Consider the following 20463-nt stretch of genomic DNA (forward strand, 5'->3'; position numbering starts at 1 on the left):
ACAAATTTTCGGCTCGATGAAAATTGAATCATTGAAACACGAGCAATTTTCCTATAGAATAGTCAGAAATGACAGAAATGAAATACAAGCGCAATTTTTGTATCGTAGCGCATATCGACCACGGAAAATCAACTCTTGCAGACAGATTGATTCAAAAAGCCAAAATTATCGATGACCGTCAGATGATGAATCAAATCCTTGACAACATGGATATCGAACGCGAACGCGGCATCACAATAAAAAGTCAGGCAGTCACAATTCCTTACAGGGCAAAAGACGGCCATGATTACGAACTGAATTTTGTTGACACACCGGGCCATGTTGATTTTTCTTACGAAGTCAGCCGGGCAATTGCTTCATGCGAAGGCGCCCTTCTTTTAATCGATGCGTCTCAGGGCGTTGAAAGCCAGACTGTTTCGAATTTATACATGGCAATGGAGCAGGATTTAACAATTGTTCCAGTCATCAACAAAATCGACCTTCCAAGCGCGGATTTACCAAGCGTAAAGCATCAGATTGATCACGACCTCGGCTTGGATTCAAACGATGCAGTACCTGTCAGTGCAAAAACAGGAGAAGGTGTTGATGAACTCATGGAAGCAATCGTCACAAAATTCCCGGCTCCAACAGGAAATCCAGACGGCAAAGCACAGGCCTTGATTTTTGACTGTCACTATGATGAATATCGCGGAGTTATCATTCATATCCGTGTAAAGGAAGGCAGGATTAAAAAAGGTGATGTAATCCGCTTCATGTCAAATAACACAGATTACAAAGTTGACCAGATTGGTATTTTCAAAATCAATTACGAAGAAACTCCTTACCTCGAAGCTGGTGATGTAGGATACATTATCGCAGGCGTAAAGACGGTAAGCGATGTCCGTGTCGGCGATACAGTCACTCTGGCAAATGACCCGGCAGCAGAACCTCTCGGCGGATTCAAGGATGTCAAACCAGTAGTTTTCTCTTCTATATATCCTATTGATTCAAATGACTACGAAGAACTCAAAGAGAGCATGGAAAAGCTCAAGCTCAATGACGCTTCGCTGATTTACGAAAAAGACAATTCTCTGGCTCTGGGAAATGGATTCCGATGCGGATTTTTGGGATTGCTTCACCTTGAAATCATTCAGGAACGCCTTGAACGAGACTATGATCAGGCTGTAATTTTCACGGCACCAAGCGTTCAGTACAAAATAAAACTGACAAACGGAACCGAGCAGATTATCGACAATCCGACCGAATTCCCGGAAACCAAAATTCAGGAAGCATGGGAGCCGTATATTCAGGCAACGATTATCACACCTTCTGATTACATTGGGGCCATCATGAACCTCTGTACAGAAAAACGCGGTGTTCAAAAAAACATGATTTATCTCGATGAAAAGCGCGTTGAACTGACTTACGAAATGCCTCTTGCTGAAGTCCTGTTTGATTTCTACGACAAGCTCAAAAGCTACAGCCGTGGCTATGCTTCATTTGATTACGAAATCACGGACTACCAGCAGACAGACCTCGTAAAAGTCGACATTCTCCTCAACGGTAAACCTGTCGATGCCCTGTCTCAGCTTGCATACAAGCCCGAAGCTGCCGTGCGTGCCCGAAAGGTGTGCGAACGACTAAAAGGTGAAATTTCGCGTCAGCAGTTCAAAATCGCAATTCAGGGAGCAATCGGAAGTCAGATTATAGCAAGAGAAACCGTAAATCCAGTACGAAAAGATGTCCTTGCGAAGTGTTATGGTGGCGATGTCACCCGAAAGCGAAAACTCCTCGAAAAACAAAAGGAAGGCAAAAAGCGCATGAAGATGATTGGCAATGTCGAGCTTCCTCAGACTGCATTCCTCGCAGTCCTAAAAGAAAAAGAAGAGTAATTGAAATAAAAATACATCACTGTATTTTTTATTTCTACGAGAAAATTCAAACACAAAAACCCTTACAATTCAGATTTTTTGCATTTACAGCGATAAAGGCAAATAAATCAACTAATGCGGTCTTTGAAGTTTGAATTTTCTCTCTTTTCTTTTTCACTGCATCAATGCAGTACATGCCTGTTCGTTTTCAACTTTCAATTTTTCGTTTTCAATTTTCAACAATCCAGCTGTTTTATTCCCATTTTTATATCTTTCAAAAAGAAGTCTATTTGACCGCGAACTCGTTTCAGGAAACTCAAATCTTTCGTATTGCATTTGTAGCCGTCCGGAAAATGCAGGAAAAGATATTCCCTTTTTGAAATCAATGCATAAAGTTCATCTTCGACAGAAATTGAACATCCCCCGACTTCTTTTCCATACATCAGCAGTTCTTTGATTCTGTTCAGGGCTTTTTCTTCGCTTTCAAAATATGCTCTCAACTGATTAATTTTAATGTCGCCTTTAAGGTATTTTGACTCATAAATCTCAGTTTTTCCACTCGATTTTACCGTATTCAGGTAAGCTGAAAGTGTTTCTGACGAAATTTGCTGTACACCGAGGGGAAATCCCTGTTTTCCGCAGTCATAAAGATTCGGCATATTCTGAAAGGCATCAACAAAACTCTTTGCGTAATTTTCCAGAGCAGAATCAGTAAATAGTTCAATTCCATTCTTTCCTAAGAACCGTTTTGCCCCATTTTTGAAAGAAGCGGCATAGTTTTCAATTGGAAGAAACCTGCCAGCCGCACAAAGTCTTGCAATATGAGCAGGCACATTTTTTGTATGAGTTCGTCCCAACGAAAAAGAAAAATCCAGACCAGAGAAAATAACCGGAACATTTTGATTAGAACGAAGTTTTAGCGCGATATAAATAGAAGTTAACCCCACAGAGCCGAGAGGCGGAATCTGCAATGGAAAGAAATCCTTCTCAGAAAGATTTTTCAAGAAAAAAGCATCCGTAAATTCAGAAGAAAAATAGCATACATTTTTTGAATGACGCGTAACCTGAACCCTTGATGTCATGTCGGCGAACAGAAGAACACCTTCAAGGTCTGCACCAATATAAGCCTTTTCAATCGCCAGCTGACCTTCAACCGCACAGACACCATCGATTCTGATGCCATACGCTTTAAGAGCGGGAACAACGGCATCAACCGCTAGAACAAAGCATTTCTCAATCAAAGATTTCGGAACATGTTTCAGGGTTTCTTCAATACTCTCCCCTGCCCCAAAAAGAAAAATCGGCTGTTCAACTTTACCGGCATAATCATTAAAATCAATGGATTTAGGCAACTTTGCAAGATTCCGAAAAAGATTCCGTGAATACAGGCGGCCAAGTCTTGTAAGGGTAATCCTGTTTTTCCAGAATGATGCAATCGCATTCTGCGCCAGTGAAGCAGTTTTCAGGTAATCATCCTTGTGAAACCAGGTTCCGGCACTCATTTCCATAAAAATCGAACGGCGAAATGTAGATATATGCGGCAAGCAGATTTCAGAACTGTAATCACCATTTAAAATGTTGACAAGGTAATCATTGAATTTAAAAGGAAGCAAAGCAAGATTTTCAGGAATAAGTCCTTTGGAATGCAGTTTTTTAAATTCTTCAGACGCAAATTCATGCAATGCTTCATCATACTCAAAAGCAAGCACAAAACAATCTTCAGGAAGTTTTTTTAGGAGTGAATCCAGTCCAAGCCATAAAACAGGCGAGGCAGCAAGAATCAGTGTACCAGGTAAAATTTTAACAGAATCAATCATCCCCAAAACAGCACGCTCTGGGGCATATTTTGAATAGAGAAAGCGGCCTTTGTATGAAACAGAAAAGCCCCGCTCGGTCGAGACCAAACAGGGCTTTTCTGGAGCGCTTTGACGCTCCAAATCGTTATAAGTCAAACTGACTCCGCCTATCGTGACATAAACTTATTGAAGTAAACATCAGAGACATTATTTTCGATCTTAGAACTTGCAAGCAATGTTGACTGAGCACTGTTCTGGTCATAGTTAGAAACTTCTTCCAAAACCTTTGCAGCCCTGCCGTCATCAGCTTTTGCATTCTGAATTTCTTTGAGCTGGAATACAGTAACATAATTACCCAAAAGCATCGGCTCTGAGATTTCCTTTTCTTTCATTGAGAAAGCTTTTTCAAGGAATTCTTTGTTTGAGCTTGCATTTGCAAATGCCTGTGCAGAAGATGAATCAAGCTTATCAGCAAGAGAAACATCTCCGTAGTTCAAAGAGAATGCAGGAACAGTTACAAGTTCTGCACCAGCCTTAGTGGCAGCCTTCTCAAATCCATCGATTTTTGCAGAAGCAACAAACGCCTTAGCCTTTTCAGTGTAGTAATCTTCAATCATGCTCTGCTTGTTTGTAGTGATGTATTTCTTTACAGCATCAACAGTTGCAGAATCTTCGATATTTGAAGCAACCTTTTCACCAGTGCATTTGTAGATTGAATATCCAGTATTTGTCTTAACGATTTCGCTCAAAGAATCTTTTGCAAGAGCTGAGATTTTAGCGAAATCTTCTTCATTTGCAAGATTTTCTTTTACCTGATAAGCAAAACTTTCTTTTACTTTACCATTTCCGTCCGTGTAGTATTTTTCAGAATACTCAGAAACAGCATCATCAAAAGTAATTTCACCGTTTGTAAGCTGAGTAAGAATCTTCTTTGCCTGAGACTCTTCCTTAACAGTAATCATCGAAAGAGCATATGTATCGAACAATGAAATATTCTCAGAGGCAAACTTTTTGATTTCTGATTCAGGATAATCTGCCTTGCTGAAAGAAACAGTGTTGAAAGAACGCTTTTCGCCACCAAAAGCTGAAAGGAACTCGGTCTCTTTTTCACTTGTCTTGAGACCATAGAAAGTATAATCACCAAGTTTTGAAGAAGAACCGAACATATCATCACTAAAACGCTGCCAGACAAGCTGCTTTGAGATGTCACTCTTCAAAGATTCTTTGTCAGCATTTGAGATTTGATTGTAAAGTTTTGGATCATATTTTCCGTCTGCATTAAGGAAGTAAGGAAGCATGATTCTTGAAATTGCCTTTCCACTAGGCTTGTAACCAGACTTTCTGACAGAGTCCTTATATGTTGCCATCTGAACAGCAGAATTGAAAGCATAGCTGTAGATATAAAAATAAGCAGACTGATCGAGTTCAGCTCCCTGTCTCTGATAGTAATTTGTGTAGTTCTGAACGGCATTTGCAAAATCTGTGCCCGGTGCAAGTACAATGTCTTTTCCATCATACTTACCGAAAGAAATTCCATTTCCTTCACCGGTAACAGCACGAATAAGCTCCGTGCCAACTCCAAAAACAACAAAACAAATTACAGAAAGAATGAGAATGATTACTGAACCAACCCATAGCATTTTGTTTTTCATAAAACTTATCCTTATTTTATAATAATAGTGACAAATATTTTATCATTGTAATATTTTACTGTCAATGCAGCATTTCATCACAAAGATGAAGTTTAATAATTTTTCCTGAAAGAAGATTGAATGCTACTCCCCTTTCTTTATAGGAACAGACCCCAAATCAAGGACAAGGCTGTAACTCGGAGCGCAAGTATCAGTATTCCATGCCTTTGCAACGGCAAACATCTGTACGAAATAAGTATTGTCATAGCCGTCACTGAACCCACTGGAATTATAAAAATAGTCGGCATCCCCTTCTACAGGTTCAACATCCCGTGAACCGCCCTTGTTATCTTCATTATAGTCGAAAAAATCAAATGATTTTGAATTTCCGTTCCTATACGGAATATAGTATTCCCCACTGTATTTATAATCAAAACCAGTTTCACCATAAATACCAATACAAGCGACAAAATTATAACGATCACTGTCACCTGTAGCACCAGAACCGTCAAGATAATTCTTCAATCTGATTATAACACGCCGATTCTGACCATTATTAGGGATAAAAACGACACGACCAGTGTTCACACTCGTTCCAAGAGGTTGATATGTATATGTTTCTATCATTCTCGTAGCTGCTGCTGAACTGTTGGATGTCGTATTTACGGAAAGAATTGCGGAACGCTGTGATGTGAGACTTGAATAATTATTGTAGATTTTGTAATAGACTTCCGTACCGATAAACTGCTCTGGCTGACTTCGCTCTTCCGTGATGAAGGCAGAATACCAGGTCAAATAATCAGTACTTGTATAAAGTGGATCGTTTTGTGTGACGGTGGGTGCATCAAGACTCAAAACTTCTTCGAGTCCGCATGAAGAAACAAAAATACCGGCAATAAGGCAGAAAAATAAATTTGATAAATTTTTCATCTTAAAACCGGTATTTCTCATATAAAACTACTCGCTGATTTTTCCAGCAACTTTCAAAGAAATCAACTGAGACTGAGCCATCTGAGCCCAGCTTGATGTCGGATGAAGTTCAGAGAGTTTTTCGTAAGCAGCTTTTGCATCTTCGTATTTCTGAGCAGATTCGTTAACACGGCCGAGTGAAAAAAGCGCATGGTCAACAAGAAGGAAATCTTTGTCCTCAGATGCAGACTTGTAATAAGCAACTGCATTTTCTGTATCACCAAGATTTTCACTGCAAACAGCGGCATTGTAATAGCAGAGAGAAGCTGTATAAGCATTCTTTTTAACTTCAGCAGCCTTGAGCCATGCAGCACGAGCTTCTTCATAATTTTTCTGAGCAAATTTGATTTCTGCTACAAGCATGTTTGCTCGAAGACCTACAACACCACTTTTTCCAGAAAGTGAAGCAAGTTCTTCAAGAGCCTTTGTCTGTCGGGCAGCGATATCTTCTGCAGACAAATCTTTTTCTTCAGAAGAAACATTTGTAAGGTTATAAGAAATAGTGTCAATCTGCTCGATTCCGTTAGCGGTTGCCTTTGATTTTACAGTTGCAACAACCGCAACAGCAACGATTACAAGCACGACTACAGCTGCAACCGCAAAAACCAAGCCCTTTGATTTTTCAAGAGCACTGTTTAATGAAGTTGCAAGTGTTTCTTTTTCATTTTTATCAGCCATTTTTTTACTCCTAATTTTTTTAGCACTATATTTTAGCGTATATTCAACTCGTTAAGCAAGCGTGATACATAAGTTCTTTGGATTCCAAGAATTTTTCCTGCTTCAGTTTGATTCCAGGAAGTCTCATCCAAAATTTTCTTAAGATACGCCGTCTTAAAGCGATTTAATGCCGTTTTGAGGGTTTTATCTTCTCCGTCAGCAATTTCAGAAGCAATTGAAGAAAAATCATCGGAAGCATTTTTTGAAGAGGCCGAAGAAGAAATCAGGTTAATCCGCAAATCTTCTGCCTGAATTACAGGCGGCTTTCCCAAAACACATGCCCGTTCAATTGAGTTTTCAAGTTCACGAACATTTCCCGGCCAGTAATAATCATAAAGTGCACGAAGCGCCGTATTGGAGAAGCCTTCAAAGTTTTTCTTGGTTTCGCGACTGAATTTATCAAGGAAGAATGAAGCGAGTGGCTCAATATCATCCTTGCGCTCACGCAAAGGCGGAACATTGAGCGGCACTACATTCAGCCTGTAATACAAATCGCTTCGGAAAAGCCCGTCATTAACCATCTGCTCAAGATTACGATTTGTAGCGGCAACAACCCTTACATCAACACAAATTGTTTCATTTGAACCGACTCTTTCAAAGGTGTGCTCCTGCAAGACCCGCAAAAGTTTTGCCTGCAAATCAAGCGACAGTTCTCCAATCTCATCAAGGAAAATCGTTCCCCCATCACTTGCTTCAAAGCGGCCAATTCTGTCAGTAACAGCATCGGTGAACGCACCCTTTACATGACCAAAAAGTTCACTTTCAAGGAGCGCAGATGAAAGAGCCGCACAGTTCACACGAATAAAAGGCTTGTCACGGCGAGTGCTTTTTGTATGAAGCTGTTCCGCAAACAATTCCTTACCGACCCCGCTTTCTCCAGTTATCAGGATTGTCGTATTCGTTTTGGCGACTTCATCAATCACCCTGAGCAAATCGATAACAGATGCACTTCTGGCTACGAACGAGTGATACTCCGAACCGTTCTCAATTTTTGTTGAAAGAACAGAAATTTTATCTTTTGCCGAACGATAAGAATCAGCATTCGTATATGCAATTCCCGCCTGATCCGCAAGGCTTTCAAGGACAGCAAGATCATCATTATTAAAAGTAAGCATATCAGCCTTATTCAAAAGTTCTATTACACCGATACACTTTCCCTTAATTCGCATTGGAATTGCTATCATGTTGCGGCTGACATAGCCGGTTTTATTCTGAACCGTTGAAGAAAATCTAGGATCAGAAGCGACATTGTTTAATATGAGGGATTTATTGTTTTCTACGACCCAGCCCGCGATTGAATTTTTCGTGACCGGAATATTTTTTGCCTCAGCACCTTTAGGACCAAGGGCCACTACAAAACGAAGCGAGCCGTCCCCCTTATTCAAAAGCAAAGAAGACGACTCGCAGTGAACAAGACGCATCGCCGATTCAAGAATATAAACCAGCAACGCATTTATGTCAGAATAATTTGAATTTATTCGACCATTGATTTCGATGAGTGTTTTAAGCTGTTCAAGACTGAGAGAATTTAAATCACTCATCGAATCACCAAACCAGCCGAAGAATTAGTTGTTTTTCTGAGATTTAATCATGTCGCCAAGAGTATAAGCACCTTCATCATCATTTTCTGCTGATGACATATACTGTGAAATCTCTTTACGAGCCTGAGCTTTTTTATACTCTTTTACAGAGAATGCAACCTTTTCCTTTTCAACGCTGACATCTACAACGAAGACATTGATTTTATCGCCGACATTGTATTTTTTAACAGCCTCTTCATAAGGAACTTCACGGTCATCGCTCAAGTTTGCCTTGTTAACAAGACCTTCGATTCCATCCGGAGCTTTTACGAATACACCAAAATCAGTGATTGATGTGATTTCGCCTTCCAAAGTTGAACCAGCCTTGTATTCCTCAGCAAATTTTTTCCATGGATTTTCTGTAAGCTGCTTAATTCCGACGCGGATTCGGCGGTTCTCTGAGTCAGCCTCAAGAACGACAACCTCAACTTCCTGATCGACTTTGAGCTCGCTTCCAGCATGCTTAACTTTCTTTGTCCAAGAAATATCTTCAGCGTGAAGGAATCCATCGATTCCGTCTTCAAGCTGAATGAAAGCACCAGCATTTGTAAGTTTTACAACTTTACCAGTAACTTTTGTTCCTTCTGGATATTTTTCTGAAATTGAATCCCAAGGATTTGCAGTTACCTGTTTAAGACCGAGAGAAACACGGCCAGCAGGAATATCGTAACCCAAAATCATACATTTGATTTTGTCGCCGATTTTTACCATGTCAGATGCTTTGTTAACTTTTTTAGTCCAGCTGAATTCAGAAATATGAGCCAAGCCCTCGATTCCCTCTTCAAGCTCGATAAATGCACCGAAGTCAGTAAGTTTTGTAACAGTACCTTCTACGATGTCATCAACATGATATTTGTCCTCGAAGTGTACCCAAGGATCTTCTGAGAAATGTTTGAGAGAAAGGTTGATTCGTTTTTCGTTCGGTTCAAGGCGGATAACCTTGAGCTCAACTTCCTGTCCCTTTTTAACAAAATCCTTAGGACGAGTAACATGACCCCAAGACATATCATTGATATGGAGAAGACCATCAAAGCCGCCCAAATCAATGAAAGCGCCGAAGCTTGTGAATGATTTTACAGTACCTTTTACGGTATCACCAATCTGCTTCTCAGCAAAGAACTTATCTCGTTCAGTATTAATCTGCTCTTCAAGATATTTGCGTCGATTAACAACAACATTCTGCTTGTTGTCAGAATACAATCGTTCAATATAGAACTTTGAAACAGTTCCAATGAGTTTAGAAGGGTTGTCTACCTTCTGGCTGTCAGACTGACTGATTGGAAGGAATGCGTGAATGTCGCCGCCGAGGTTGACATCATATCCACCTTTAACTTCTTTTTCGATTGTTCCTTCGATTGGAATCTTTTCGTCAAAATATTTGCGGAAATCTTTCCAAAGCTGTTTAGCCTGAGCTTTTGTATAAGAGATTTCCGGACCGTTGCGACCGTCTTTACGGATAACAACAACAGTAACTTTCTCACCGTCTTTTGGCAGTTTGCTTCCGAATTCCTGAACCGGGATTCGGCCTTCAGTTCTGTATCCGATATCGATGAATACATAGCCATCTGCCGTCTGAATTACAGTTCCATCTACAATCTGACCATCTTCAATGTTCAGGCCCTTGAGAGACTCTTCTAATTGTGTCTGGATTGCACCCTGATTCTGAGATTCATCCTTTTCCACTTCCATCTGTTCCATAGTCGTACCTTTATTTCTGAATTTTGCTTAATATTATCTCACAAACCTTGTCAATAGTCAAGGCGGAAGTATCGATATAGAAAGCATCTTCTGCTCTTTTGAGTGCACCTTCTTTTTTATTGCGGTCAATTTCATCTCGTTTGATGATTGCAGCCTTAACTTCTTCAAGAGTCATGTTTGAAACTCCCTGATCGAAGCGTCTCTGTGCCTGCACATCAATTGATGCATCAAGATAAAATTTGTAGTCCGCATTCGGGAAAACCACAGTCGTCATATCGCGGCCCTCACAAATAATGTCGAGGTGGTTCGTGATTTCCCGCATTCGCTCGTTCACAAGATGACGAATCTCTACGATAGAAGAAACCTGCGCTACGCGAGCAGACACGGCATCATCATGGAGATGAGATTCAACATCCTTACCGTTCAAAATAAGATGCGAATTTTCGTAGTCAAGGCTCTGTTTTTTACAAAATTCAACAACCGCACCTTCATCAGAAAGCTCAATATCAGTATCGTTCAGAGCCATTGTAAGCGCACGGTAAAAACTTCCGCTGTTCAAGTAAGTAATGTTAAGTTTCTTTGCAATCAAAGAAGCGATTGTAGATTTTCCGGTTCCTGCAGGACCGTCCATGGCGATAATCATATATTCCTCCTATATATTTTGCGCAAATCAACTTGCTGCCGCTGTTCCGTGGCTTGCTCACGCGCGGTGCTTTCACACTGGCTTCGCCACCACTCCATAGCGGAGCGGCATTTATTGTTCGTAAAGCTAATTCTTGCAGAGTTTCAAAAGTCCCTGCACTTCTTTGTCGGTCAAATCCCGGAATTCACCTGGTTCAAGTTCACCAAGCTCTATGTTACCGATGCGCACGCGACAGAGTTTTCGTATTGCCATACCGGCATTTTCGAACACACGGCGGATTTCGCGGTTTTTGCCTTCGACCAGTACAACCCTCATGCGGTGCGAGTTGAGTTCTTCGGCCAGTTTTGCCTTGTAAAACACGCCCTCGACGCGGATTCCTTTTTCAAAATCCTGAGCAAGAAAACGCGGCAATGGAAGAGAACTTTCTACGATATATTCCTTTTCGATTTCAGCACTCGGATGACTAAGACGGGCAGCAAAATCACCGTCATTTGTAAAGATAATTGCGCCATGACTGAACATATCAAGGCGACCAACATTGTAGAGCCGTTCGGTGTAAGACTCTTTGAGCAAATCAACAGCGCACGGTCTTCCCTTTTCATCAGACTGCGAACAGACATAGCCCAAAGGTTTATTCAAAAGAACATAACGCTTCTTCTCTTCAAGAGAAACAGGTTTTCCGTCAACGAGAACCTTGTCTTTGTCTGTAACCTTAGTGCCAAGTTCCGTAACGACGACACCATTTACGCTTACACGGCCATCGAGAATGATTTTTTCTGAAGCGCGGCGGCTTGCAACTCCACAATGAGCAAGAAAAGCCTGAAGCCTCTCTCCGTTTTTCTGATTTTGATTCTGATTATCGGGCAAGGACGAACCTCTCTTCTTCTTTTTCATCAAGTTGCGGAAGCTCTGCAATCGAGTTCAAACGGAAGAATTTCAAGAATTCCTTCGTCGTTCCGAATTCAACCGGGCGACCTGGTGTATCACGGCGCCCCACTTCTTTAATCAACTGACGCTCTATGAGCATACGAATCATGTTATCGGGAGAAACACCACGCAAGGCTTCGATTTCGGCCCTGGTAATCGGCTGCTTGTACGCAATGATTGAAAGAACTTCAAGAGCCGAACGAGAAAGCTTACCTTCGTTCTTGTTGCCGTATTTTTCTTTGAGGGTTTCCCAATATTCTTTTTTGGGAGTAAGGACATATCCGCCTGTAATTACGGAAAGTTCCACACCAGAGTTCGGCTCGCTGTATTTTTCTTTTAAGATTTCAAGACATTCAGTAATAACATCGCCAGAAAGCTGGGTGGCATTTGCAAGTGCCTCTGTGCTAAGCGGTTCACTTTCAAGGAACAAGACAGCCTCGACAAGCCCCGCTTCTTTTTCAAGATTTATATCCATAACTGAAGATGATTATAGTAAGAAAAAAGATTTTCAACAAGGCATAGCAAACTTCTGACATTATTGCTCAATCACTTCTGATTTTTCAACAGATTTCTGCCGCTCGAGCGAGCCTTCTATACACTTATGAAAGATTTCCATACAAACACGGGCATCATCTTCAGCACGATGAGCAGACTTAACTTCAATTTCAAACTGATTCGCCAAAAACTGAAGCGTCCAGTGTCCATTTTCCGGAAAAGTCCAGCGGGAAAAACGCAAAGTATCAATTGCCTTGTTCGCAAGTGGCGGCATTCTGATTCGTTCAAGTTCTGCATTTATAAACCACAAATCAAACTGTGCATTATGAGCAACAATTATTGAAGTTCCAATAAAATCAAGCAAATCACCGGCAATTTCATTGAATTCCTGCTTTCGAAACACCATTTCGTTTGTTATTCCCGTAAGTTCCTGACAAAAATGAGGAATAAGAATTCTGGGATTTACAAGAGTCGAAAAAGTAGAAATAACACCTGATTTATCAAATTTTACCGCACCGATTTCTATAATCCGGTCATCAGAAGGTTTTAGTCCGGTTGTCTCTGTATCAAGTGCACAAAAAACAGCCCCGGAATTTAACAGGCGGTTCATACGGCGATAATCAAACATTAAATGAAGATTTGATTTCATACAAACAAGAAGCAGAAACTGAAAAACGGAAAATTGAAAATCTTATCTCAAATTCTCAACTTTCCGTTTTCAGTTTAAAAATTATGCGTTTTCAAGGATTTTCTTGATATCTGCATTGATTGCTGCACAAACAGCGGCACTTTCAGCTTTTGCCTTGTCGAGACCGGCAGACGCGTCTGTGCGTGCGTTGATGTAGAACTTGATTTTCGGCTCTGTTCCAGAAGGACGAGCAGAAACGATTGTGCCCCCCTCAAGAATGAACTGAAGAACATTTGACTTCGGAAGAGTAATTGGCTTTTTCTCAGAAGGATTCTCAGGATTGAAAGAATAGCTTTCGCGAATATCTTTGATTTCGAGAACTTTCTTTCCGCCAAAAGTTTTTACGCCTTCTTTGCGGAGTTTTGTCATGATTCCAGCCATAACTTCTTTTCCTGCAGAACCAGGGAAGTACTGAGAAATTGAAACATCCTCAAAGTAGCCGTATTCTTTCCACATGTCATCAAGGTGCTCAAGAATTGACTTGCCTTTTGAAGCCCAGTAGAGAGTCATTTCAGCACACATAGCAGATGCAGAAACACCGTCTTTGTCCATGATTTCTTTTTCAAGTTTGTAGCCGTAGCTTTCCTCGAATCCGTAGACATAAGTTTCGTTTCCGCCTTTTTCGATTTCTTCTTCAACAGCAGCAATCCACTTGAAGCCTGTCAGACATTCGTGCATCTTAACGCCGTATTTTTTACAGATGTAATCACAGAACGGAGATGTAACGATAGAACGGATAGCAGCACTGTTTGCAGGAAGCTTGCCGAATTCTTTTCGAGAAAGAAGAACATACTCACAGAGCAATGCGCCCATCTGGTTTCCTGTTACGAGAACGAATTTTCCGTCCTTGTTAGGGAATGCACTTCCGAAGCGGTCAGCATCCGGGTCAGTTGCCATTACACAATCAGCCTTTTCTTTTTCGCCGAGTGCAAGTGCCATTTTGAGAGCTGGAGCTTCCTCTGGATTTGGTTTTTCAACAGTCGGGAATGCACCATTCGGTTCTCTCTGCTCTGGAACAGTGATAACATTGAGTCCCAAATCACCGAGAACTTTCTCAACATGCATTGCACCTGTTCCGTGAAGCGGTGTGTAAACGATTTTTACAGAAGATGCCTTTTCTTTGATAAGTTCCGGGCGGAAAAGCTGAGCCTTACACATTGCCCAGAATTTTTCATCAATCTCTTTGTCAATCAAAACAAGTTTGCCAGATTTGATTGCCTCTTCTTTTGAGACAGTTTTTACTTCTTTGACGGCATTAACTTCTTTGATGATTCCAGCATCATGCGGTTCAATAACCTGTGCACCGTTATCCCAATAAGCCTTGTAGCCATTGTACTGAGGAGGATTGTGAGAAGCTGTTACAACAACACCAGTCTGTGCACCAAGAGTGCGGATTGCAAATGAAAGCTCTGGAGTTGGGCGAAGACCTGTAAAGAGATAGGCCTTGATTCCGTTTGCAGCAAGGATAAGAGCTGTAGCTTCTGCGAAAACATCAGAATTTCTTCGAGAATCATAAGCAACAACGGCGCTCAAAGTTCCGTCTTTTGCCTTCTCTGGGAATGCCTTGATAACATAATTTGCGAGTCCCTGTGTAGCAAGATTGATTTCAAGTGTGTTCATGCGGTTTGTGCCGCCGCCCATGATTCCGCGCAAACCACCAGTTCCGAATTCGAGGCTCTGATAGAATCGGTCCTCAAGTTCTGCGAGAGCGTCTTTGTCGTCAGCCTTAGCGACAAGTTCCTCAACTTCCTTTCTAAATCGCTCGTCTTTTTCTTCAGCAATGTACTTTTTTGCACGAGCCAAGATTTCGTCTTTTTCCATTTGAATCTCCTTTTGGTTTTTCCACAGATTAACACAGATTTTCACAGATTAAAAATAAAATCCTCATGAATCTGCATAAATCCGAGTCTTTCTTCTTTATAGAATATATCTTTAGAACTATATCACAATTCAAGATTATTTGCCATTTTTTTAGCGAGATTTTTAGGAATTTTTTTAGAATGTTCGAAATGGGAGGCAGATATTCCGCTATTTTGCTTTCTTCATCTTCCAGCCGAGAGCATACAATATTGTCAAATATCCGCTCTGATAAAAGGCAGGCTGAACATTCTCGTTTTCGGAATCATAATTTTTGAAAATCCGCCCCAAAAGCAATAATCGGCTTTGCATAGCGCAATAAATCAGAAGTTTCATTTTCAGGGATTTTATCACTTTTAAGGGAGGCCCCTCCGACTATTTATAATGGAACAGCCATTTTTAGTCTATTCGTCCTAATTCTTTGTCTGTAATCAGTTTTTCATCAGTAAGGTGTTCTCGTAAATTCCACAGAGTAGAGTAATATCCTGCAAAAACAAAATTATTAGATACATATTTGTTATAGCGTATGAAAAACCGCATGAAAAATTCAGCAAGGTTCTTGCATACAAGATGAACGAAATAATTATTTAGGAGAAGTCTGATTGGAAAACGGACATGAAGGAACTTGCAGAGTTCTTTTAGAAGCTCTCGGTTTTCGCGGTCGATTAAGGAAAAATTTTCATATAAAAACTCTATTTTTGGTTTATAGGCTTCCTCGTCACCGGCATTTTTGCCCATATCCTGAGGCAACTTTGTCCCACTACAAAGGCACTGCATATATTCCAAAACAGGCATTAACTCATTCTTACTTATGACCATTTCTTTATGCTCGTAAATTACATCCCATGCATTACATTGTTCTTCGTGGTAAGCCCAGAACTGAATCGAGCCGTCTTTTAAAAGCTTAAATGTTAAATGACCATCTTCACGGCAGTAATCAAGCCGAACATGAACAAGCTTGCGTTGTGAAGGTTTACTGCACCTTGACACCCTTTTTATCTTCAGATATTCAAAAAAACTCATAACAATGCCTCCTAATATTCAGATTGTTTTTCGATACATATTAGACTTGTTCGGAAAACGCCAGCCGCTTTGCGACCGCAGTTTCCGCCCCCCTCTATTATATTATGTGACAGGAAGCAGCTTTTCCCCCAAGAAATTTAAATAATTTCTGAACAAAAATAAAATGTATTGAATTTTAAGGGAACGTAGCCATTTGTATTATTTTGATTATAGAATTCTATTATATCGTTCTTTTTTTTATTTCTTAAATTTATATCAGACTTTAACATGTCATCATCAGATGAATCGATTCGCACATCTGTTTCATCTAGCAGCCGATTACGGGAGTGCATTTCTGTTTCAGAACAGATTATTTTTTTTTCAACAGACATTCCAAAAAACGCCCTTATTTTTTCTTTGGAATAGGATTCAATATTATTTTTTAAGCCGTTCTGCCGTTTGCCCCATCTAGTAAGCGAAATATATGTCGCTGATATGGGATCCATTTCATCTAAAAATCTGGCCAGAATAAAGACCTTGCCATGTTCTTTAAGAATTCGCTTAAATTCAAATTTTGTCTGTTCCGGCAGAAACCAATGGAAAGCATGTGCAATAAAAATTATATCTATTGATTTTGAAGGTAATCCGGTTGCATCTGATGTCATGTTATAATATGAAACTGAATAAGGCAGTACAGAAGAAAATTTTTCTCTATGTAGCTCTACACCTTTTGTATCAGGTTCAACAATATATAGTTTTTTTATATCAAGTCCTGCATTCAGTATTACACTGGTAAATTTTCCACTGCCCGCTCCTACTTCAGCAATTTGCAGCTGCTTCTTTTCGGCAAAAAGTCTATGAACTTCTACAGCTGCCAATGGGGAATACTCACTTCTGACAGAATCATATTTATTTGAGCTGAAGAATCCTGTACCTAATGACATTCATCCTCCTTTGCAAGCCTTTCCAAATAAACTTTTAAAATTCCTTTTAAAAGTTTAAAGACCATTTCATCTTCCGAACCTCGCCTAAAAACTTTTAAGTCATATTTTCTGTTGTAAAAATAAAAGCGAGGATTAAAAATTCTCTTTTGCAATTTATCCTTGAAAGCATCCCAATTCTCAGGTTCTATATCTATGATTTCATCTTTGTCATTTTTGCAGACTTTAAATGGTTCTCCAAGTTCATAAATGTTCCTTCTTTTAGACTTGTCAAAAAGACTATGATTGTGAAAATAAAAGTCATAGTAAGCATCAAAATACGCATTTGAATCAATTTCTTTATCTTTATTCTTAAAAACAATAGGACTTTTATCAGGTTCTCCATCAGGACAGATAAAAACCGTAATGAACCCCAAGTCATTCAGCAAAAAACGAGTTCTCTCTATTAGAACCTCCTTGCCGCCTAGGTCACATAAATCATGAGTAACGGCACTCTGCCTTATTGCAATCTCTACGGCAAGATTACGTATATCCATGTCATGACCGCCATTCAAGAAACTTTCGTAATCACCTCGTGTATAAATAACATGTTCATTCAATGCGGCAAGCTCTCGTTTTTTTGCCTCTTTATTCGGATTATGGCGAGAAGATTTATTGTCATCGAAAATACGTTCATTTATCAAATAATCTGAGGCAATTATATGAATATCATCAATAGAAGTTTCAGGGCTATTATTTTCTGAATCAGGTTTTTCCTTATACAAATCAGCAATTTTTTTTATCAATGTTGATTTCCCAGAGGCTGGTAAACCATATAAAGTGAACCTTGGAAGATACACATTTTGAGATTTCAGATTTCGAAGAATTTTTCCGATTTCTTCTGTTTTCTCAGACATGCTGTATTCTTCTGAATCAATTATTTCTATGATTTTTAATGATGATTCCCGGTCTATGAATTTTGTGCTTATTGACTTTTCTTCGGGAATCATAATTTTTTCAAGTTCCAAAACTTCTTCTGGCAGAGATGCATTCTTTTCATAAACATTGTATTCAAAATAATCGCCACTTGAGTAAGAAAGATAGTTTTTGCCATTTAATTCAACAATAAGAGCATTTTCGGTTTCATTTTCGCCAAGCAGTTCAATATTTTCACTATTACAGTAATTTACAGATACGTTTAATTTTCCAAAATTATTATATTCCGAATTTTCGTAGGCATAAGTTTCATATACATATCTTTTTAAAACTTCAACTTGATTGCGCACAAACAAATCAAGCCGCTTTAAGCGTTCGTTTACCTCGATAGATTCTTTATCTGTAACCCCTTTGCCCCACCATTTCGGCTTTAAATTATCAGACATATCATCAGATGTAATCTCGTTGTTCGAAAGAAATTTTGAGATATTTATCGAAAGTCTGAATTTATACCCCAAATCAATTGCCTGGCGAAAAATATCAAACCACTTGAAATCAAAAAAATTCTTTGAGTTTTTGCTTCCAGAAAGATATATCTGAGCCTTAAAACTTTTTGATGCCTGTTTTTCTGCGGAATGTTTTTCACCAAGGCTTTCCGACAGTTTTGCATAAACCGCATTATTAAATTGATAGAACTTATTTATGGGTCTTCTAAAACCTGATGATAATTTGTCTAGAAGTTCTTCAACTGGAGTGTCTGGGAAAATATGAAATGCTTTAATCTTTTTATTTTCAATTTTCGGATCAATCTTTTCATTTGACACATAAACAAATGCAAATGTATCATTATAATTTTCATGCGATTCGACATATTTAGAAAAAGCTTCATATTTTTCTTTTACTTGTGTAACCGAATCTACTATAACTTCTTTTTCGCCTTGTTCCTCATTTAACCTAACTAGACCGGTAGCACATATTTGTGTAAATGAAAATTTATAATCAGTTTGTTTTGTTAGCGGTGCTAAAAAGACAGCTAGAGAAATGGATGTCAGATTTTTTTCCGTTTCCATTGGAAGTTTTTCTTTTATATTAATATCAGGTTTACTTTCATAACGAACAATATATTTTTGTACATTCCAGAATTCAGAAAAAGCTAAATAATGATTTGCATTATTCTTTTCATCATAAAATGAAATAGATTTATTTGAAATTTCATCAAATCTACTAATATATTCAGAATTTTTTGTTTCAAATTTGAAATCTAGAACATGAAATCCAGCTTTATCTTTCGTTAATATTATTCCCAAGATATTCATTTATTGCCTTATGTCTAAAAATAGAAATCTATATCTTCTGTATAAGAAATATCAAACTCTGTGATTGATTCAATATCTTTTATAAGAACTGAAAGTTCAATAATCGTTTCATTATGTGTAATGTTTGATTCATCTGCTTCTGCCAAATACACTTTATTTTCATTTGTAAAGAATACAATATACAAAGTACGTTTCTCTTCCAGGAATTGCTTCATGTTATGCGGATGGATACGTATTAAAGCTTTTTTTAGTTCTTTATTTCCTGGATATGAGAACCATTCCGACTGACAAATTGTAAAATCTTGTTTTGAAACATTTTCAGAACAAATACACAAAATACCTGAATCTTCTGACGCAGCTGCTGCACCAGCTAAAATTGAGGTATTGTTATGTTTGACATTTGTTTTCGTTGTTTTCCAGATTGTGCCATCTGGCAATCTTTCACTTGTTATACTTTCAATGATAGGTCTTACATTCGCATTTTTTTTTCGCTGACCATTTAGAATAGGATAGATTCTCTCTCTTTTCTTAATTTCTTTACAGTTAGTATTATAAACTTCCTGCCGCATCCACTCTGTAGCACGAATGAGAGCAAGGTTTTGAGTATAGAAGCTATCATTGAATTTTAGTGCTTTGAAAATCCATTCTGGACTTATAAACTCTGGAATTCTTACTCTGGAGAAAAAGTGTGCTATGTCATCATAAGAAACTCCGCGAATTTCATGTGCAAGTTCTATTTCTTTTTGTTCGTATTCATCAATAATTTCCAGATTTGATAAATCTACTCCTACAAATTCTGCAAGCCGTTTTAGCATTGCATCGTTTTCTATATCAATCATCTGTGACTCCTGTTATTATTATGTACTTGAGAATTAGTTTTTCCCATGAAAATTATTTCTTTTTTGGTAAACTTATTAATGCACCATCTATACATTTGCATAATAATTGCAAATCCTCAGGTGGTATATTATTTCTATTTGTTTTATTAGTTATTTTAGTTCTAAATGTCCTCAATCTATCTTTTATACGTTCACCGATTTGATGATTTTCTGTTGTTTGGATATTTTTCTTTACATCTCTTTTTCAACTCCCATTCAATATTTTTTAAGTCGTCCCTATCAGATAAATCAAATTTTCCTGAAAATACTAAAATAACCAATTCTCTTGCAATTGCATTCAGGTTTTCTTTATTCATACCAGGATGACTTCCACCGATTACTACATAATTAAGATACTTTGAAACCACTGTTTTTATTGTATATAAATCAACAAAATTATTGGATTCTTTACATTCCAATGAATCAACTAATGTACTTTCCGAATCTTTATTAATTGGTGTATATAAACTTTTTGGAATGTGCCCAAATTGAATATTGTCTATTAAATCTCTTAACCTTTTGTCATTCTGATATATTTTTTCATCTTTAAGGATTCTTTT

General features: G+C 38.7%; 16 protein-coding genes and 1 pseudogene. 1 reads left to right on the plus strand and 16 read right to left on the minus strand.

Features of this window, described 5'->3' with window-relative positions:
• Nucleotides 1–68 precede the first annotated feature (68 nt).
• On the plus strand, nucleotides 69–1871 hold the full coding sequence (gene lepA, locus Q0Q74_RS09445) for a translation elongation factor 4 (protein WP_294430241.1): 1803 nt from the start codon (nucleotides 69–71) through the stop codon (nucleotides 1869–1871).
• 215 nt (nucleotides 1872–2086) lie between these two features.
• On the opposite strand, the gene Q0Q74_RS09450 is transcribed toward lepA, so the two are convergent.
• The 16 genes and pseudogenes from Q0Q74_RS09450 to Q0Q74_RS09525 form a co-directional block, all read right to left on the minus strand.
• Nucleotides 2087–3802, minus strand: coding sequence for a 6-hydroxymethylpterin diphosphokinase MptE-like protein (locus tag Q0Q74_RS09450; protein WP_294430243.1), 1716 nt, complete (start codon nucleotides 3800–3802; stop codon nucleotides 2087–2089).
• Between the two features lie 11 nt (nucleotides 3803–3813).
• Nucleotides 3814–5298: a peptidylprolyl isomerase gene (locus Q0Q74_RS09455; RefSeq protein ID WP_294430245.1), complete on the minus strand. Its 1485-nt coding sequence runs from the start codon at nucleotides 5296–5298 to the stop codon at nucleotides 3814–3816.
• Between the two features lie 123 nt (nucleotides 5299–5421).
• Complete coding sequence (locus Q0Q74_RS09460; RefSeq protein ID WP_294430246.1) at nucleotides 5422–6207, minus strand: hypothetical protein; 786 nt, start codon at nucleotides 6205–6207, stop codon at nucleotides 5422–5424.
• Between the two features lie 27 nt (nucleotides 6208–6234).
• Complete coding sequence (locus Q0Q74_RS09465) at nucleotides 6235–6924, minus strand: tetratricopeptide repeat protein (protein WP_294430248.1); 690 nt, start codon at nucleotides 6922–6924, stop codon at nucleotides 6235–6237.
• Nucleotides 6925–6956: 32 nt separating this feature from the next.
• Entirely contained in the window at nucleotides 6957–8504 is a 1548-nt protein-coding gene (locus tag Q0Q74_RS09470) for a sigma-54-dependent Fis family transcriptional regulator (protein WP_294430251.1), read from the minus strand.
• A 24-nt stretch (nucleotides 8505–8528) separates the two neighbouring features.
• Nucleotides 8529–10884 (minus strand): annotated as a pseudogene (rpsA, locus tag Q0Q74_RS09475) (30S ribosomal protein S1).
• A 126-nt stretch (nucleotides 10885–11010) separates the two neighbouring features.
• Nucleotides 11011–11778: a pseudouridine synthase gene (locus Q0Q74_RS09480; RefSeq protein ID WP_294430253.1), complete on the minus strand. Its 768-nt coding sequence runs from the start codon at nucleotides 11776–11778 to the stop codon at nucleotides 11011–11013.
• Nucleotides 11741–12286, minus strand: a complete 546-nt coding sequence (gene scpB, locus Q0Q74_RS09485) for an SMC-Scp complex subunit ScpB (RefSeq protein WP_294430254.1) — start codon at nucleotides 12284–12286, stop codon at nucleotides 11741–11743. The genes Q0Q74_RS09480 and scpB overlap by 38 nt, the downstream gene beginning before the upstream one ends.
• 60 nt (nucleotides 12287–12346) lie before the next feature.
• Nucleotides 12347–12916 (minus strand): PolC-type DNA polymerase III, encoded by a 570-nt coding sequence (locus Q0Q74_RS09490; protein WP_294430256.1) that lies wholly within the window; start codon nucleotides 12914–12916, stop codon nucleotides 12347–12349.
• Between the two features lie 120 nt (nucleotides 12917–13036).
• A complete protein-coding gene (locus Q0Q74_RS09495) occupies nucleotides 13037–14815 on the minus strand; it encodes a phospho-sugar mutase (RefSeq protein ID WP_294430257.1) in 1779 nt (592 codons plus the stop codon).
• Nucleotides 14816–15022: 207 nt separating this feature from the next.
• Nucleotides 15023–15187, minus strand: coding sequence for a hypothetical protein (locus tag Q0Q74_RS09500; RefSeq protein WP_294430259.1), 165 nt, complete (start codon nucleotides 15185–15187; stop codon nucleotides 15023–15025).
• Nucleotides 15188–15250: 63 nt separating this feature from the next.
• The gene (locus Q0Q74_RS09505; RefSeq protein ID WP_294430260.1) at nucleotides 15251–15874 is read right to left on the minus strand and encodes a hypothetical protein; all 624 of its coding nucleotides are present in this window, start codon (nucleotides 15872–15874) and stop codon (nucleotides 15251–15253) included.
• A 137-nt stretch (nucleotides 15875–16011) separates the two neighbouring features.
• On the minus strand, nucleotides 16012–16797 hold the full coding sequence (locus Q0Q74_RS09510) for a class I SAM-dependent methyltransferase (protein ID WP_294430261.1): 786 nt from the start codon (nucleotides 16795–16797) through the stop codon (nucleotides 16012–16014).
• The gene (locus Q0Q74_RS09515) at nucleotides 16788–19025 is read right to left on the minus strand and encodes a hypothetical protein (protein ID WP_294430262.1); all 2238 of its coding nucleotides are present in this window, start codon (nucleotides 19023–19025) and stop codon (nucleotides 16788–16790) included. Before Q0Q74_RS09515 ends, Q0Q74_RS09510 begins: the two co-directional genes overlap by 10 nt.
• Nucleotides 19026–19039: 14 nt before the next feature.
• Nucleotides 19040–19864: a hypothetical protein gene (locus Q0Q74_RS09520; protein WP_294430264.1), complete on the minus strand. Its 825-nt coding sequence runs from the start codon at nucleotides 19862–19864 to the stop codon at nucleotides 19040–19042.
• Between the two features lie 191 nt (nucleotides 19865–20055).
• Nucleotides 20056–20463, minus strand: a 408-nt coding sequence (locus tag Q0Q74_RS09525; RefSeq protein ID WP_294430266.1) for a hypothetical protein, incomplete at its 5' end; no start/stop codon positions are given.

The sequence above is a fragment of the uncultured Treponema sp. genome, assembly GCF_946187725.1.
Classification (GTDB): domain Bacteria; phylum Spirochaetota; class Spirochaetia; order Treponematales; family Treponemataceae; genus Treponema_D.

Coding starts and splice junctions, on each gene's coding strand:
- lepA (WP_294430241.1), top strand. CDS start 69: ATGACAGAAATGAAATACAAGCGCAATTTTTGTATCGTAGCGCATATC.
- Q0Q74_RS09505 (WP_294430260.1), bottom strand. CDS start 15,874: ATGAGTTTTTTTGAATATCTGAAGATAAAAAGGGTGTCAAGGTGCAGT.
- scpB (WP_294430254.1), bottom strand. CDS start 12,286: ATGGATATAAATCTTGAAAAAGAAGCGGGGCTTGTCGAGGCTGTCTTG.
- Q0Q74_RS09480 (WP_294430253.1), bottom strand. CDS start 11,778: ATGAAAAAGAAGAAGAGAGGTTCGTCCTTGCCCGATAATCAGAATCAA.
- Q0Q74_RS09495 (WP_294430257.1), bottom strand. CDS start 14,815: ATGGAAAAAGACGAAATCTTGGCTCGTGCAAAAAAGTACATTGCTGAA.
- Q0Q74_RS09455 (WP_294430245.1), bottom strand. CDS start 5,298: ATGAAAAACAAAATGCTATGGGTTGGTTCAGTAATCATTCTCATTCTT.
- Q0Q74_RS09515 (WP_294430262.1), bottom strand. CDS start 19,025: ATGAATATCTTGGGAATAATATTAACGAAAGATAAAGCTGGATTTCAT.
- Q0Q74_RS09460 (WP_294430246.1), bottom strand. CDS start 6,207: ATGAAAAATTTATCAAATTTATTTTTCTGCCTTATTGCCGGTATTTTT.
- Q0Q74_RS09490 (WP_294430256.1), bottom strand. CDS start 12,916: ATGAACCGCCTGTTAAATTCCGGGGCTGTTTTTTGTGCACTTGATACA.
- Q0Q74_RS09510 (WP_294430261.1), bottom strand. CDS start 16,797: ATGTCATTAGGTACAGGATTCTTCAGCTCAAATAAATATGATTCTGTC.
- Q0Q74_RS09470 (WP_294430251.1), bottom strand. CDS start 8,504: ATGAGTGATTTAAATTCTCTCAGTCTTGAACAGCTTAAAACACTCATC.
- Q0Q74_RS09520 (WP_294430264.1), bottom strand. CDS start 19,864: ATGATTGATATAGAAAACGATGCAATGCTAAAACGGCTTGCAGAATTT.
- Q0Q74_RS09500 (WP_294430259.1), bottom strand. CDS start 15,187: ATGAAACTTCTGATTTATTGCGCTATGCAAAGCCGATTATTGCTTTTG.
- Q0Q74_RS09465 (WP_294430248.1), bottom strand. CDS start 6,924: ATGGCTGATAAAAATGAAAAAGAAACACTTGCAACTTCATTAAACAGT.